Origin of the sequence: Polynucleobacter parvulilacunae, assembly GCF_018881715.1 — a bacterium.
Lineage (GTDB): Bacteria > Pseudomonadota > Gammaproteobacteria > Burkholderiales > Burkholderiaceae > Polynucleobacter > Polynucleobacter parvulilacunae.
In genome coordinates this window covers 736,298-752,768 of the sequence record NZ_JACVPW010000001.1, presented here as the reverse complement: position 1 = coordinate 752,768, position 16,471 = coordinate 736,298, and the positions used below count along the sequence as shown (strand labels likewise).

Genomic DNA, 16,471 nt, shown 5'->3' with positions numbered 1-16,471 from the left:
TGTTGATGCGGCTAGCGCTTAATTCACAAACCCAAGCAATAAAGAAAGCTTGAATTGGGTTTTCTTCAGAACTCGCTTTATCGATCGCCATACTCTAGATGGGATACTCTTATTTGAGGGGCCGTAGTCTCCCCAGCTTTCCCAATTAGACTGATATACCACGCCCAAATAATCATGGGCCAGTAATTCTTCTTTAAGGCCCAATACTTGATGAGCCCATAGCTGATGCTCATAGTGGTAATGCATGAACAACTGCTCACGTGGATAAATTGGAATAGCCCGGAAGTTAATTAATGACTCACCATACCAAGTAAATTCTGAGCCGCAGAGCAATACTGCATCCAGGAAATTCATACCGTTTGGAGTCAGATAGTTCGTATCCAGAGATTCCCAAACTTTTCCGCTCCAGAGAAATGGGGCGTAGCCAAAGTCATAAGTAACACCCTTACGACCCAATGCAGCCTTAATAGGCTCACGATCCGCTAAAAAATGCTGACGGATCTTTTTAGGGCCAAAACGCTCGGTCGCCTGAAGTACATCGCGCCCTTCGTGGATCACTGAGTACGGAATATTATCTTTAGCGATGAAATCGCTTTCATCAAAGTCACGAATAAAGATGCAGTCTGAGTCTAGTACTAAGTAATTCTCAGAGATACCCAATCTCCAGAACTCAGACTTAATGACCTGCTGTCTTAAGCCACCCCGAATTTCATACAACTTCTGGATATCTAGTTTTGGATTAGCCTTAAAGATATCCATCTCATCAAAAATAATGACTTCGTAATCCTTGAGATATTCCTTAAATAACTCAACATCATCCGCAGGAACGGAGATATAAAACGGAATATTGCCTTTGTTGTGCTTTTGGATACTTTGCGCTAGCTTGACTGTTCTTTTCAAGTCCTTACGAAAGGTGCAGCAATATAAAACGATATTCGGCATGGTTATCTAAAGATTAAAGTGGGTTTAGTTCACAACACTTAGGATTGTATCTACCGCTTGCTTTACGCCTATGGGTTTTCCGGTTGGGACTGGTAAGCGCTTTTGCTCCCAATCTAGCCATATGCGCTCCAAAGCCATATTAATACCCTCTAAGTCGCCCTCGTGGCTTAAATAAGCCCCGCGCTCCAGTAACATCTGATCTAACTGGGTATTGCGGTGGGTAATACCCCAAATTGGGCGATCGGCCCAAAGGTATTCATAAAACTTGGAGGGGATATATTCAGCGCACCATTCATCATTGCCGTGCAGCAGAATCAATACATCAGCTTCCTGCATCTTTTCAACTACGCGCTCACGTCCTGATTTACCCGTTACCGGATCTTTTTCTAGTCGACCGTGAGCAAGCAGCAAGTCATCGAAACCAAAATTATTGATCGATTCAACAGTAAGCACATCCAAAGGAGCGCCGTAAGCATGTACGCGAATATATTGGCGCGCTTGAGGATATTTTTTCACAAGCGCTTGGACTGCATTCAAGATTGTCGAAAGGGAACGATCTTTTGCCAACGATCCAAAATGACAAAGATTTAACTTGTCAGAATATTGATGCGCCGCTTCTTTAGACAGTCCACCCGGTGGATTTGCACCAGGCAAGACCATAAAACCATGTGCATTGCCTGGGGTATTTAAATTGGTATTGCGCACTTTGGCGTAGTGAACAGCACCTTCAGTAAACCACCATGCAAAGTCTGAAAAGCGAGCGATCTGTTTTTCAAGATATTGCCGAAACTGCGCATCTCGATTTTTAGGCTTTTCAATACCAATATCTTCAGGACTTTTACGTATGACCATCGGATCATGAATCTCAGCAATCCATTTGATACCGGTAGATTTCTTAAGCCACAGGCCAGCAAGGTGAGCAGACCATGCGCCGCCGGTACTGTAGACCAGATCGATCTGTCCAGATCGTATTAAATTACGCCCGTGAATATATGCAGGCATCGCCCATGACCATTGGCTGGAGTAACCAAGAAACAACTTCTCCAAGGCAATCAATGGTGCCAATAAAATCGATACAGTTCTGGTCAATACTTTATATAGAAGTCCGCGACCATATTGATTTGCAATCCAATGACGGAAATCAAATCGAAATGCCGCTGGGCCCCAAGCTAAAAATTGACGATGAGGAAAACGCTGATCTTTAATGCCAGTAATAGCGCTAAACACAATGGGCTTAATGCCAGCATCGAGCAGATATGGAATTTTATCGGTGATAGTTTGGCTCGCAGCGCGGCCATCCATATTGAAACCATGCGACAGAATGAGCCAGCGTTTTTCTGTCGTCATCGTATTTGAGTCAATCTCGTGTAATTCAATAGCACTAATTAGTTACCAGCAACAATCGACATCACAGCCATGCGCACTGCAATACCAAAGGTAACTTGATTCAAGATTACCGATTGCGGTCCATCAGCCACTACCGAATCGATCTCCACACCACGATTCATAGGACCAGGGTGCATCACGATGGCATCAGACTTAGCCAAAGCCAATCGAGCTGGCGTTAAGCCGTACTGCTTAAAGAATGCGTCGCCCTCAGGAACCTGGCCAGCTTCCATGCGCTCCTTTTGAATGCGCAAAGTCATCACTACATCAACGTCCTTTAAACCTTCTTCCATACTATGGAAGACCTTGACGCCCAACATATTTAAATCACTTGGCAGAAGACTCTCTGGGCCAATAGCGCGGATATCTTCACAACCCAAGGTCGTCAATGCATGAATATTCGACTTTGCTACACGACTATGCACAATGTCACCCACAATCGCCACTTTCAAACCTTTAAAGTTTTGTTTGAAGTGACGCATCGTATACATATCCAACAAACCTTGTGTTGGATGCTGATGACTACCATCACCGGCATTCACAACGTGTACATGTGCTGGTACGTGGTTGGCAATTTCAATTGGTGCCTTAGAGACGCTATGACGTACAACAAAAATATCTGCCTGCATCGCCACCAAGTTATCGATAGTGTCGAGCAGACTTTCACCTTTAGCAGTGGACGATGTAGAAATATCTAAGTTAATGACATCTGCAGATAAACGCTTTGCGGCAATCTCAAAAGTCGTTCTTGTGCGGGTGGAGTTTTCGAAGAAGAGATTAAAGACGCTCTTGCCTCTTAATAGCGGCACCTTCTTTACTTCGCGCGATGGGTCGGTAACGCTCACGAACTGCTGTGCAGTATCCAGAATATGGACGATTTGCTCTTTTGGCAAACCCTCTAAAGTGAGAAGATGTGTGAGCTCACCGGCAGCATTAAATTGATTGACTGGCTGATATATCGAACTCATCACTCGCGCTCCTCTAGTACAAAACTGAATTTACCAGCATCATCTTTTTCTAAAACCAGAATTTGGTTCTCTGGAACCTCTATCTGATCGCCTACAAAATTAGCGCATACCGGCAGTTCGCGATTACCTCGGTCAGCCAGAACCATTAACTCCACTTGAGCTGGGCGACCAAAATCAAATAACTCATTCAAGGCGGCGCGAACGGTTCTGCCCGTTAACAAAACATCATCAATCAAAATCACATTGGCGCCATTCACATCAAATGGCAAATGGGTAGTCATCGTGCTAGCAGTCCGCAATGCTGTCATCCCTTTCTCCGCATAATCATCGCGATGAAAAGCAACATTAATAACCCCATAGTGAGGTAAGCCTAGATCTTTGGACAAGCGCTCTGCAATCCATGCTCCGCCCATCGCAAGCCCCACCAACTCAAAGGAGCTGGTTTGCTTAAGCTCGCGAAGCTTTGCTAGTAATTTTTCGTATAACTGTTCTGCATTCATTCTTTAATCCACACTGTATCGAAACTGCTTTTTTAATCGGCGGCCTTAGCATTCACATTCGCATCTAACTCTGAAAAGTATTGCTCCAGAATGAGAGCCGCTGAATGCGCATCTAGATTGTCCCGCATCTGGGCATCGCCCTCTAAAACTACTGAGGTATAGCGCTCATCTACCCAAACTACCGGGAGCTGAAAGCGGCCATTCAATTGGTTGCCAAAGCGAATTGCCTTGGCAGTCATCTCATGGGGTGCGCCATCTGGATGCGTAGGACGACCGACTACCAGCTGATTGGGCTGCCACTCCGCTAGGAGTATCTCTATGTCCTTAAACAAGGCATCACTGTTAGGAGCTGTAATAGTCTTTAAGGGCTCGCCTGCCTTCGTTATTGAATTACCAACTGCTACCCCTACGCGGCGCGTTCCATAGTCAAATGCCATTGCGGTGATGGGCTTATGCATGCCCTGCCTCTCCTGAGAGGTCGGATAGATCAAAACCCAGGTGATTCATAGCCCTTTGGTAGCGCTGACTTGATGGGGTATTAAAGATGATGTCCGTCATTTGCTCACGTGTCAGCGGGACATTAATCCAACCATTGAGCGTGATTTCTTCTTCGAGCTGACCAGCGCCCCAGCCGGCATAACCCAGGGTCATCAGAAACTGTTGCGGACCATTGCCACCAGCCACCGCCTCCAAGACATCCTTAGAGGTGGTCATGGTTAAGCCACCAGGAATGATTAATGAGGAGCTGTATGAAAGATTTGGGTTAGATTCATGCAAGACAAACCCTCGCTCTATTTGAACAGGGCCGCCAAAGTAGACCGGTTGATCTAACAACGGAGCAATTTCTAATTTGAGATCGATTTTGTCAAAAAGAGTGCTTAAGTTCACTTCAGTAGGTCTATTCACTACCAGGCCCATTGCACCCCGCTCGGTATGCTCAAAGAGGTAGATGACTGAGCCAGCAAAATTAGGATCCACCATGCCCGGCATCGCAACCAAAAACTGATTGGCCAAGTGATCGGCTGAAAAGGAAATAGATGACTCCGGCATAGACGCTAAGTCTGAAGCAGTGGGTGCTTTTTTAGCCGTGGACATATAGGGTCATTTTACCGAAATTGGCTCGTAATCAAGCGCTTTTTTCCAATAAACCATAAGATAGGGGCTATGCAAAAAGCACTCGTTTGGCTCCGCCGTGATCTTCGTCTGTATGACAATGCCGCCCTTCACCACGCCCTCAAGGAAAGCGGGCAGGTTTGGCTTGCCTTCATTTTCGATACCGACATTCTCAAACCACTTATACAAGGTGAACTTGATGCCAGGGGCCTTAAGCATGATCGCCGCGTCGACTTCATTTGGCAGGGCATCAAACAGATTGATGGGCAATTACGTGAACAAGGCGGCGGGCTGATTGTTCGCTTTGGCAAACCCACTGAATGCATTCCTCAACTAGCTGCGGAACTGGGTGTCAATGTAGTTTTTACTAACCATGACTATGAGCCTTCCGCTATCGAACGCGATGAAACAGTCAAAGCAAAATTAGAGAAGCAAGATATTGAGTTTCTGACATTCAAAGATCAAGTGATCTTTGAGAAAAAAGAAATTCTCACAAACTCAAATACAGTCTTTTCTATCTTTACACCCTATAAAAATAATTGGCTTAAGACGCTTCAAGAAAAAGATCTTGCTGCTTACGAATGCAATCCAAAACCAGGGCAGTTTGCAGCGATCCCCAAGAAATTATCTCAACCATTTCCGTCTTTAGAATCTATGGGCTTTTGCCCCACCGGCATTGAAAGCTATCTACCGCCTGGATCAGAGGGTGGTCAGGCTTTCTTAGAGGACTTCTTGCCTCGCATCGATCAGTACCAAGTCGGCAGAGACTTTCCTGCAATTAAAGGGGTAAGCTATCTATCTACTCACCTTCGCTTTGGGATGCTATCCATCAGAGGATTAGTGCGCGAGGCGCATCGTCGCATGTTGGCGGGCAGCATGGGTGCAACGATTTGGCTAAGCGAACTGATCTGGAGAGATTTTTATTTCATGATTCTGGCCAATCATCCACGCCTTGCTAAAGGCGCATCCTTTAAACCCGACTACGACAATATTACGTGGGAGAGTGGCGCCATTGCCAAGAAATTATTTACTGCTTGGTGCGAAGGCAAGACTGGTTACCCGCTTGTGGATGCAGCAATGCATCAACTCAATCAAAGTGGTTATATGCACAATCGTTTACGTATGGTTGTAGCAAGCTTCTTAACCAAGGATTTGGGGATAGATTGGCGCTGGGGTGAAGCCTACTTTGCTGAGCATCTCAATGACTTTGAGCTCTCTTCCAATAATGGCGGCTGGCAATGGGCTTCTTCATCCGGGTGTGATGCCCAACCCTATTTCCGAATCTTTAATCCGATTACACAATCTGAAAAGTTTGACCCAGAAGGCAAGTTCATCAAACGCTACCTTCCACAGCTAGAAAAGCTCTCCAAGAAGTCGGTTCATGCTCCTTGGAAGGCGGGCCATATAGAGCTAGAGGCAGCAGGAATAAGCCTGGGAAGAGACTATCCACTACCAGTAGTAGATCACGATGAAGCGCGCAAGAAGACGCTAGTGCGCTATAGCGTCGTGAAAAAAATCGCCTAGCAAAGTCAATAAGCGCTTATTTCCGCTTTAAGATTAGACATGAGTAAGATCTATGCCGTAGGTGATGTCCAAGGCTGCGCACCTTCGTTAAAAGCCTTAGTTAAAAAGCTCCCACCAAAATCCAACATGATTTTTCTGGGAGACTTAGTGAATCGTGGACCCGATTCACTAGGCGCATTACGTCATTTAAAAACCTTGCAAGAGTCTGGTCGTGCTGAGTGCATCTTAGGCAATCACGATTTACATCTTCTAGCGATTGATGCCGGTCTTCGCAAAACCAAAGGGCTTGATACTGTTGAACCTATCCTGCATGCTCCAGATCGTGCGGAACTGATGGATTGGATTCGGAATCGACCGATGGCACTGAGCAATGGCAAGGTACTTACTGTGCATGCGGGAGTCTTGCCACAATGGGATTTGCAACAAACAATTGAATGCGCTCAAGAAGTGGAGAAGGCATTGCGTAGCAAGTCCTACAAAACTTTTTTAGCCAATATGTATGGCAATACTCCTACCAAATGGAATAACTCCCTCAAGGGGTATGAGCGCTTGCGCGTGATTACCAATGCATTAACCCGGATGCGCTTTTGCAGTCCTACAGGTCAAATGGAGTTTGAAAGTAAAGAGGGTTTGGAGGATGGTCCAAAGGGTTATACCCCTTGGTTTATGGCGCCTAATCGCAAAACAGCCGATACCTTAATTTATTTTGGGCACTGGTCCACATTGGGCTTGCTACGTAAACACAATGTGATTGGCCTTGATACTGGCTGCGTCTGGGGTGGGAAGCTGACTGCTCTTGAGATTTCCGAAGGGAATAAAGACAGTAAGAAATTAGACATTATCCAAGTGGCTGGCTATGACCACCCACTCAGAATGTAAATCCTTGCAAAGCTTTTTTAAGCTTAAAGCCTTTTAAATGAAGTCTCCGCTGCAGCAATAATTTCATCAAGCACAGCGTTGTCATGCGCAATCGATGTAAAGCCTGCTTCATAAGCCGACGGTGCTAAGTACACACCTTCACCTAACATCAGGTGGAAGAATTTCTTGAATGCCTCGATATTAGTTTTAGTTACCGCTTCATATGATGTAGGCACCTGATCAGCAAAGTAAAAGCCAAACATGCCGCCCACGCTATCCACAGCAAAAGGGATCTTGTTCTTATCAGCAGCAGCTTTCAAACCTGCCATGAGCTTTTCCGTCTGACCAGTCAAGCGCTCGTAGAAACCTTCTCTAGAAATAATCTCCAAGGTCTTTAAGCCAGCCGCTACAGCCACTGGATTACCAGAAAGCGTACCTGCTTGATACACGTTACCCAAGGGGGCTAGCTTAGACATAATTTCTTTCTTGCCGCCAAAAGCCGCCATCGGCATGCCACCACCCATTACTTTGCCTAGGCAAGTAAGGTCAGGAGTAATGCTCTGCAAAGACTGAGCGCCGCCTAGGGCCACTCTAAAGCCAGTCATGACCTCGTCATAGATCAATACGGCACCATGCTTAGCGGTCAGGGTTCTGATCGCAGCCAAAAACGCTTTAGATGGCTGGATTAAATTCATATTGCCTGCGATTGACTCAATAATGACTGCAGCAATTTGGTCGCCCTGCTTTTGAAATACCTCTTCAATTGCAGCAACATCGTTATAGGGCAATACCAGAGTATGTTTAACCAAGTCCTGTGGCACGCCGCCAGAAGATGGTGCATTTTGTGTAGAGTCAGCAAAGGTCAACAAACCCGAACCTGCTTTTACCAAAAGGCTATCAGCATGACCGTGATAACAACCTTCAAACTTAATAATTAAATCGCGACCGGTATAGCCGCGAGCTAAGCGCAAAGCACTCATCGTCGCCTCTGTACCACTAGAAACCATGCGCACCTGTTCAACGCTTGGCATCAAAGCGCAAATACGCTCTGCCAATTCAATCTCGCCCTCAGTGGGTGCGCCATAACTAAAACTAGTCTCTGCAGCTTTCTGTACTGCAGCCACTACCTCAGGGTTTGCATGACCGACAATCATGGGGCCCCAAGACATAATTAAATCGATGTAGCGTTGATCGTTGGCATCCCAAAAATAAGGGCCCTTGGCTTTAGAAACAAAACGGGGTGTTCCGCCCACCTGACGGAAAGCCCTTACCGGAGAATTCACTCCTCCAGGAATAGTTTTTTGTGCGCGCTCAAATAGCGCTTCGTTTTGATCTACTTTTGCCATGGTTGTTTCTAATTAAATTGCCATCATTTCAAAATCTTCTTTGCGAGCACCACATTCTGGACAAGTCCAATTCATTGGCACATCTTTCCAAAGCGTTCCTGGTGCAATACCTTCATCAGGCAAACCAGCGGCTTCGTCATAAACCCAACCGCAGATCAAACACATATACGTTTTAAATTCCATTGCCTTACTCTCTGTTCTCTAATTTTCTTTGATATATCTATCGTTGTTCTAGGTTGCTATCTTATTTTAGGGTTTTCTAGCCACTTAAGCTGGTCGCTTAGCATGCATCTCAAACTTGAATAAACGACACTCCAGAGGCCCATTGAATAAAGGTGTGCGCTTAGATTCTTTGATGCGCAGCTGGCCTGGAAGAGCCATGTCTGCCGTAAGAACAAAGATGTTCCAGCCACCGAAATCATCCTTCAGGTGCTGCCCAAACTGACGCAAAAACTCCACAAACTTGGGGTCTTGTTCTTCCTGGGCCTGTAGCTTTTTCAATGATTCACGGCTAGAGCGTTTTGCACTTTGACGACCGGTTTCTAGGTTCAACTCGAAACGATTGTCAGGCTCTTCTGCATCTTCATACCGAGCATCTTGAGTCGATGCGCGATCCTGTCCACGACCACCCTTAATAACCAGACGCTCACCATAAGGAGGATTTAACAGCATCACGCCTTCACTCAAGTTACTCGGAGCTTTGGCTGCCAACGCATCAACCTGACGAACTACAGGCTGGTCAGGTAATTGGGCTCTTTGCCAATTCCCTTTGAACATCGATACCAATTTCTCATTGATATCGCCACCGGTAATTTTTAATGATTCAACGCTTGGGTACTGCTTACGCTTTTCCAACATCAAAGCAAGGGCGGCTTCCTTCAAATCTACCCAGCGCTTTTGCTCAGCAGCATCATTAAAAGGCTTCAGTCTCTGAAAGCCAAATCCATGTGCAGATGTTATTAAAGGGCGATAGGCCAGGCGACTAGGCTTAGCAGCGTCACCATACATCCCAGCACGAATTGCTCCAGGCGGAATTGCTAACGCCATCTGTGCAGCTTCAATCAAAAAGGTGCCGCTACCGCACATCGGATCAAACAAGGTCTGACCAGGTTTCCAAGCGGTGATTGAAAGAATGCCCGCAGCGAGATTTTCTTTTAGAGGCGCATCCCCTTTTTCATCGCGCCAGCCACGCTTAAACAATGCCTCGCCCGAAGTATCTAGATAAATCGTGACTTGGGTTGCTGTTAAATGGGCCTGTACTCGAACATCCGGGAAGGCGGTATCAATACTAGGACGGTCCCCAGTAACATCCCGAAGGCGATCGACAATAGCATCTTTAATTTTGAGCGTTGCAAAATTTAAACTCTTCAGTGGTGAGCGGTGCGCCGTGACATCCACTCGTAAAGTTTGTTTTGACGTAAACCACTCTTCCCACGCCAAACCACTAGCCAACTTATAAAGATCTTCTTCCTGCCTATAGGGGGCTTGTGCCATTTGCAATAAAACTCGACTCGCAATACGGGAGTGCAAATTCAGCGCCATGGCAGCAGATATCGGTGCAGCAAGACCAACGCCGCCAGTAGGACTAGTAGGAGTAGGATCGATGACCCATGCACCTAGCGCCTTACATTCTGGGCGCCCAGCAATCTCCACTAGCTCCTGGGCAAGCGGTACTTCTAAACCGCCTGGGCAAACAACAAAAAATCTCATGGGGCTAACAGTCTTTAAAAGGTATTAAAAATAAGGCGCTTGTCAGTTGGCTTACGGTTTAAATAAAACCAGAGCAACAATTATCACCAGCAAAATAACGGGAACTTCATTGAACCAGCGAAACCAAACGCCGGAACGCTTGTTCGCGCCAGCACGGAATTTCTTGAGTAGACTCAAACAGGCGTGGTGGTAGCCAATCACTAAGATCACAAAGAACAATTTGGCATGCATCCAAACATCACCAGCACCAATACCGAAGTAAAGCCATAAAGTGAGGCCTAGCAATACCGCCGGCACAGCCAAGATTGTCATGAATCGAAAGAGGCGGTCGGCCATTCCTAACAGACGAGCATACGCTTCAGTATTTTTCTCTTCAGCCAAGTTCACAAAAATTCTGGGTAAGTAAAACAAACCAGCGAACCATGAAGTAATAAATACGATGTGAAAAGTTTTTACCCAAAGGTAGGGGTTGCTCATATGCAATTTGCTCTATTAGTCTATTTAATTTAGGTACGGATCTCGCCATGACCCATAACTACATACTTCAATGAGGTCAAGCCATCGAGGCCAACTGGGCCGCGGGCATGCAACTTATCATTTGAAATACCGATCTCGGCACCGAGACCATACTCAAAACCATCCGCAAAGCGTGTGCTGGCATTGACCATCACACTAGCACTATCCACTTCGCGCAAGAAGCGGTCAGCCTTTGCCTTGTTATTGGTAATAATGGCATCAGTATGCTTACTGCCATATTGCTCAATATGGTTCATAGCCTCATCAATATTGGCAACTGTCTTGATCGACAAAATTGGCGCCAAATACTCAGTTTGCCAATCTTCCTCTTGAGCATCTACCAAATTTTGAAAGCCATTAGCTTCAAGCGTTTTACGAGTCAAGCCATCAACTCGAAGTTCCACGCCCTTGTCTTGATAAATCTTGCAAAGGGTTGGAAGCACTTTATTGGCAATCTCTTGATTGACAAGCAGGGTCTCCATCGCATTACAAGGCGCATAGCGCTGAGTCTTGGCGTTATCACAGACCTTGACTGCCATGGCTACATCAGCATCCGCATCAATATAGGTATGACAAATACCGTCTAAATGCTTAATCATAGGCACGCGCGCCTCAGCCATCAGACGCGCTATCAAACTCTTGCCGCCGCGTGGCACGATCACATCAATATATTGAGTCATGGTGATCATCTCACCCACGGCACTGCGATCCGTAGTGGTCACCACTTGAACAGCATCTGTAGGTAAGCCTGCAGCAGCCAAGCCGCTCTGAATAATCTGCGCCAATACAGTATTGGAATCAATCGCTTCAGAACCGCCACGCAAAATCACCGCATTGCCTGACTTTAGACACAAAGCCGCAGCATCAATCGTCACGTTAGGACGAGACTCGTAAATAATGCCAATCACACCCAATGGCACACGCATCTGACCTAATTCAATTCCCGAGGCTTGTTTTTGTAGTGGAGTGATTTTTCCAATAGGATCATCTAGAGAAACAATCTGCTCTAAACCCAAAGCCATCGTTTCAATCGTTTTGGGAGTCATTGTTAAGCGATCAACAAAAGCGGCATCCTGACCATTAGCCTTTGCACGCTCTACATCTACTTGATTAACCTTCTGAATCTCAGCCGACTTTTCACGAACCGCCTTTGCAATATGTAATAAAGCCTGATTCTTTTGCTCGCTAGTTGCGCGCGCCATCGCACGCGATGCGGCACGTGCTCGCTTCCCAATGTCTTGCATCATTTCTTGAATGGCTGAACTCATCTCTTAATCTCTTATATCTTGTTTCGCACGTCTTAACGCAGTAAATTTCCGACCAAACGCAAACCATCCCAAGGATCTGCCGGCAATTCTGCCGCATGCAAACCCTTAACCTGGCGATCCAATCCCGCTGCAACCTGCATTGCTCTTCGTAGCTTAAGAGGCTGAACCCTTCTCAATGCCGCAGGATACAAACGCTCTTTATTTCCCCAAATGCGGTTAGCGCGCATGAGATTCTGAACAGACTCACCCGCATCACTAGCCGCCTTTAATTTAGATAGTATCCGAAGCTCTTCGGTTACGCTCCACAGAATCAATACCAGTGGCTCACCCTCACCTTTTAAGCCGTCTAGCATTCGATTTAATCTCGCCAGATCGCCAGCAAGCATTGCCTCAGTTAATTCAAAGACGTTGTAACGCGCCACTTTCAGAATAGAGGAGCGAATTTGCTCTTCGGTTAACTTTCCAGTGGGATACAGCAATCCTAATTTCAGTATTTCTTGGTGAGCAGCAATTAAATTGCCCTCCACTTGGTCGGCAATAAATTCCAGTGCGCGCTGACCCTCAGGGCCCGCCTCTACCTCTTGGTCTTGACGCTTTAATCGCCCAGCAATCCATTGCGGCAAGTGACTACGATCCAAGGAGTCAATCTGAATTGCCATGCCAGCTTCATCCAAGGCGCTAAACCAGGCGGAAGTTTTGGTTTTGCCGTCTAAACGGGGCAAGACAATACAGACCACTGTATCTGGACCATCTGATCCATTTGTTTGAGATGCTATCTGTGCAGCGAATTGTTTTAAAGCATCAGCTCCATCACGCCCTGGCTTACCAGTCGGAATACGTAACTCTACCCAACGCTTATCGCCAAACAAAGACATAGTTTGGCCAGCATTCAATAAAGCACTCCAATCAAATCCACGCTCTTGCAATAAAACTTCGCGTTCAGTGAAGTTTTGTTTCTTGGCAGCGGAGCGCAACTGATCCATTGCCTCCATCATCAGCAAAGGCTCATCGCCACTAAATACATATAGCGGCAACATTGCACCACCAGAGCTCAAGGACTTGAGGTGCACTTGCAAGGCATCCACTTTAACCATGCCTTCAGCCTATCTCTAAAAAGCTTTTGATTGTGGCGCTCTAGCAGCAGCAGCCACACGACGCAAGATCTGAATCGCTAGATCTTTACGTATCAAAGTTAAGAATTGCTGAATCTGAACATCGGTAGCCAAAACAGTAGACACCGTAAAGTCCATATCCCGGGTCATATAGATCTCAGCCTCAGGAACAATTTCTGCCCCAGCCAAGTCATATGCTCTAAAGCCAACACGAATATTGAGTCGATACGCCGACACTTGACCGTTAGAGTTATAAGCCAAAATCTCACGGCCATTGATATCGTTAGTAATTTCTAAGATGAGATCTGCATCTTTAGGGTTGATGGCAACTTTTGCATCGGTACCAGTCAAGATTGCAGTCTGCAGATCAGCTCGTAATGGTGGGGATGGGTTACCTGTAATGGCAATCACTTTGAATGGTAAATCCACCATACCGCGTAAACGATAGCCGCATGCAATCAAGCCCATTGCTGGAGCAGTAGCAATCAAGCCCAGCATTGCACGTCGAAGTTGATTTACGCTCATCGCTTTGGTTTCTCTAATTAGTTAGGCAACAATATTTACTAAACGACCAGGCACCACAATCACCTTCTTCGGCGAATTGCCATTCAAAGCCTTTTGTGCGGGCTCACTTTGTAAAGCCAATGCTTCAACCTGCTCTTTACTGGCATCAGCAGGAACCTTAATATCGCCACGCAATTTACCGTTAATCTGCAACATCAAGGTCAGCTCTGTTTGAACCAAAGCAGCCTCATCTACAGCAGGCCACGGCGCATCCAGCAAAGGACCAAATGAGTTGGCATAGCCGAGGTCTTTCCACAAAACATGGGTCATGTGTGGAACTACTGGGTAAAGAACACGTAACAAGATACTCAAGCATTCACGCAAAACCGGCGCACTAATGGCGGCATTCTGCTCCAACTTAATTGGTTCAAGCGTATTAAGCATCTTCATTGCCGCAGAAACAACCGTGTTGTACTGGCGACGTTGATAGTCAAAATTAGCTTGCTTCAGAATCGTATGGACTTCGCGACGCAATTCTTTTTCCGCATCGCTAAAGCTAGTGGGCAAGCCATCAGATGCATCACGCAAGACACTAGCGTGACTACTGGAATACATCCACACCCTACGCAGGAAACGAGAGGCGCCATCTACACCAGCGCCAGACCACTCCAACTGCTGTTCAGGAGGGGCAGCAAACATCACGAATAGTCGCGCAGTATCAGCACCATATTGATCAATCAATGCCTGTGGATCAACGCCATTGTTCTTGCTCTTGGACATCTTCTCAACACCACCGATGACTACTGGAGTATTTGAAGCATCACCAATGAGCTTGGCACCTTGAGGTCGACCTTTTTCGTCGAGATCTAATTCCACATCAAGAGGGTTCAGCCAAGTCTTCTTACCCGAAGCGTCTTCTGAATAATAGGTCTCATTGAGAACCATGCCTTGGGTCAGTAAATTCTGGAATGGCTCATCAAACGTAATGAGATTGAGATCACGCATGACCTTAGTCCAAAAACGCGCATAGAGTAAATGCAAGATCGCATGCTCAATGCCGCCGATGTACTGGTCCATTGGCATCCAATATTCATTACGCTCGTCCACCATTGTCTTTGCATTGGGGCCGGTATAGCGCATGAAATACCACGATGAATCCACAAAGGTATCCATCGTGTCAGTCTCACGACGTGCGGGCTTGCAGCACTTTGGACACTTCACATTCAAAAAGTCAGCGCGTTTATTGAGCGGATTGCCGCTACCATCCGGCACACAATCTTCTGGCAACACTACAGGTAAATCTGCCTCAGGTACTGGTACTGCTCCACAACCTGGATTACTCTCATCGCCACAATGAATAATCGGAATCGGTGTACCCCAATAGCGCTGACGAGAAATACCCCAATCGCGTAAGCGATAAGTGGTCTTAATTTCGCCAATACCAAGCTTTTCTAATTCTTTCGCAACAGCGCTCACAGCCTCTTCATGCGATAGGCCGTCAAACTGAGCACTATTAAAACAAACGACATCGTCTTTTTGGGCATACCAATCATCCCAGCGAGTGGTATTAAACATCGGCGACTCGCCTTTAAGCGCAATCACTTGCTTGATCGGCAAATCATATTTAAGAGCAAAAGCAAAGTCACGCTCATCATGGGCAGGTACACCCATCACCGCGCCATCACCATACGACATCAATACGTAGTTACCCACCCAGACTGGAATAGGCTCATGCGTCAGGGGATGCGTGACATATAAGCCAGTAAACATACCCTCTTTTTCTTGGGTCGCTAAATCGGCTTCAATCACACTGCCAGTTTTGCATTTCTCAATGAATGCAGCGAGCGCTGGATTATTGGCCGCCGCTTTTTCAGCCAAAGGATGCTCAGCCGCTACTGCGCAGAAGGTAACGCCCATGATGGTGTCTGCACGGGTAGTGAACACATACAGCAGACCGTCTTGAATAAAGTTGCCATGGTCATCAGCAATCTCATGCTTGAAAGCAAAACGTACGCCGCGACTTTTTCCAATCCAGTTTTGCTGCATTGTCTTCACGCGCTCAGGCCAACCAAGACCATCCAAACCAGACAATAATTGCTCAGCATAGGCAGTGATATTGAAGTAGTAACCGGGAATCTCGCGCTTCTCAACCAAAGCACCAGAGCGCCAGCCACGGCCATCGATTACTTGTTCATTTGCTAAAACCGTTTGGTCGATTGGGTCCCAGTTCACCACTTGAGTCTTGCGATAAGCAATACCCTTTTCCAGCATCTTCAAAAAGAGCCATTGGTTCCAACGATAGTAATCGGGACTGCAGGTAGCCACCTCTCGTGACCAGTCGATCGCTAAACCCATCGCAGCCATTTGCTTTTTCATATAAGCAATGTTGTCGTAGGTCCATTTTGCAGGAGGCACTTTATTCTGAATCGCCGCATTTTCTGCTGGCATACCAAATGCATCCCAGCCCATTGGCATCAGGACGTTATAACCCTGCATGCGCAACTGACGTGCCATCACATCGTTAATGGTGTAGTTGCGTACATGCCCCATATGCAACTTTCCAGATGGGTAAGGCAACATTGAGCAAGCATAGTACTTAGGCTTTTGCTTACCCTGCGTATCGACTGCATTTTCTGCGACTCGGTAGACTTGCGCGGCTTCCCAATCAGCCTGCGCTGCCGCTTCAATACTGCGGTGGTCGTAATCCTTACTCATTCTGCGACA

Annotated in this window: 16 protein-coding genes; 2 read left to right on the top strand and 14 right to left on the bottom strand. The window is 46.5% G+C overall.

Translation table 11 applies throughout. The features are described 5' to 3' along the window. Nucleotides 1-18 precede the first annotated feature (18 nt). From ICN18_RS03945 to ICN18_RS03920, 6 genes are read right to left on the bottom strand one after another with little or no spacing between them, the layout of a single operon-like run. Nucleotides 19-942 (bottom strand): DUF6492 family protein, encoded by a 924-nt coding sequence (locus ICN18_RS03945; RefSeq protein WP_216189173.1) that lies wholly within the window; start codon nt 940-942, stop codon nt 19-21. Between the two features lie 24 nt (nt 943-966). Continuing rightward, on the bottom strand, nt 967-2,289 hold the full coding sequence (locus tag ICN18_RS03940) for a glycosyltransferase family protein (protein ID WP_216189172.1): 1,323 nt from the start codon (nt 2,287-2,289) through the stop codon (nt 967-969). Between the two features lie 38 nt (nt 2,290-2,327). Then, nucleotides 2,328-3,296, bottom strand: coding sequence for an aspartate carbamoyltransferase catalytic subunit (locus tag ICN18_RS03935; RefSeq protein ID WP_216189465.1), 969 nt, complete (start codon nt 3,294-3,296; stop codon nt 2,328-2,330). After that, nucleotides 3,296-3,796 carry a bifunctional pyr operon transcriptional regulator/uracil phosphoribosyltransferase PyrR gene (pyrR, locus tag ICN18_RS03930; RefSeq protein ID WP_216189171.1) on the bottom strand — a complete coding sequence of 167 codons (501 nt, stop codon included), beginning with the start codon at nt 3,794-3,796 and terminating at the stop codon, nt 3,296-3,298. Before pyrR ends, ICN18_RS03935 begins: the two co-directional genes overlap by 1 nt. A 32-nt stretch (nt 3,797-3,828) precedes the next feature. Then, on the bottom strand, nt 3,829-4,254 hold the full coding sequence (gene ruvX, locus ICN18_RS03925) for a Holliday junction resolvase RuvX (protein WP_216189170.1): 426 nt from the start codon (nt 4,252-4,254) through the stop codon (nt 3,829-3,831). Next, the gene (locus ICN18_RS03920) at nt 4,247-4,846 is read right to left on the bottom strand and encodes a YqgE/AlgH family protein (RefSeq protein WP_216189464.1); all 600 of its coding nucleotides are present in this window, start codon (nt 4,844-4,846) and stop codon (nt 4,247-4,249) included. The genes ruvX and ICN18_RS03920 overlap by 8 nt, the downstream gene beginning before the upstream one ends. A gap of 114 nt (nt 4,847-4,960) precedes the next feature. Between ICN18_RS03920 and ICN18_RS03915 the strand changes: the two genes are divergently transcribed. Together ICN18_RS03915 and ICN18_RS03910 are read left to right on the top strand one after the other, a co-directional pair. After that, nucleotides 4,961-6,433 (top strand): cryptochrome/photolyase family protein, encoded by a 1,473-nt coding sequence (locus ICN18_RS03915; protein WP_216189169.1) that lies wholly within the window; start codon nt 4,961-4,963, stop codon nt 6,431-6,433. A gap of 39 nt (nt 6,434-6,472) precedes the next feature. Continuing rightward, nucleotides 6,473-7,312: a symmetrical bis(5'-nucleosyl)-tetraphosphatase gene (locus ICN18_RS03910; RefSeq protein ID WP_216189168.1), complete on the top strand. Its 840-nt coding sequence runs from the start codon at nt 6,473-6,475 to the stop codon at nt 7,310-7,312. 23 nt (nt 7,313-7,335) lie between these two features. Here the strand turns inward: ICN18_RS03910 and hemL are convergent, their stop codons facing one another. The 8 genes from hemL to leuS all read right to left on the bottom strand — a co-directional run bounded on the left by hemL (nt 7,336) and on the right by leuS (nt 16,462). Further along, nucleotides 7,336-8,637, bottom strand: coding sequence for a glutamate-1-semialdehyde 2,1-aminomutase (gene hemL, locus ICN18_RS03905; RefSeq protein ID WP_216189167.1), 1,302 nt, complete (start codon nt 8,635-8,637; stop codon nt 7,336-7,338). A gap of 12 nt (nt 8,638-8,649) precedes the next feature. Then, nucleotides 8,650-8,820 carry a rubredoxin gene (locus tag ICN18_RS03900; RefSeq protein ID WP_071464595.1) on the bottom strand — a complete coding sequence of 57 codons (171 nt, stop codon included), beginning with the start codon at nt 8,818-8,820 and terminating at the stop codon, nt 8,650-8,652. An 84-nt stretch (nt 8,821-8,904) separates the two neighbouring features. Further along, nucleotides 8,905-10,347, bottom strand: a complete 1,443-nt coding sequence (locus tag ICN18_RS03895) for a THUMP domain-containing class I SAM-dependent RNA methyltransferase (protein ID WP_216189166.1) — start codon at nt 10,345-10,347, stop codon at nt 8,905-8,907. Between the two features lie 51 nt (nt 10,348-10,398). Continuing rightward, nucleotides 10,399-10,824 carry a CopD family protein gene (locus ICN18_RS03890; protein ID WP_216189165.1) on the bottom strand — a complete coding sequence of 142 codons (426 nt, stop codon included), beginning with the start codon at nt 10,822-10,824 and terminating at the stop codon, nt 10,399-10,401. Nucleotides 10,825-10,853: 29 nt separating this feature from the next. Beyond that, nucleotides 10,854-12,131, bottom strand: a complete 1,278-nt coding sequence (locus ICN18_RS03885) for a glutamate-5-semialdehyde dehydrogenase (protein ID WP_216189164.1) — start codon at nt 12,129-12,131, stop codon at nt 10,854-10,856. Between the two features lie 32 nt (nt 12,132-12,163). Beyond that, nucleotides 12,164-13,225: a DNA polymerase III subunit delta gene (holA, locus tag ICN18_RS03880; RefSeq protein ID WP_216189163.1), complete on the bottom strand. Its 1,062-nt coding sequence runs from the start codon at nt 13,223-13,225 to the stop codon at nt 12,164-12,166. Between the two features lie 15 nt (nt 13,226-13,240). Then, nucleotides 13,241-13,768 (bottom strand): LPS-assembly lipoprotein LptE, encoded by a 528-nt coding sequence (locus ICN18_RS03875; protein WP_216189162.1) that lies wholly within the window; start codon nt 13,766-13,768, stop codon nt 13,241-13,243. Between the two features lie 21 nt (nt 13,769-13,789). After that, nucleotides 13,790-16,462, bottom strand: coding sequence for a leucine--tRNA ligase (leuS, locus tag ICN18_RS03870; RefSeq protein ID WP_216189161.1), 2,673 nt, complete (start codon nt 16,460-16,462; stop codon nt 13,790-13,792). Between the last annotated feature and the right edge of the window lie 9 nt (nt 16,463-16,471).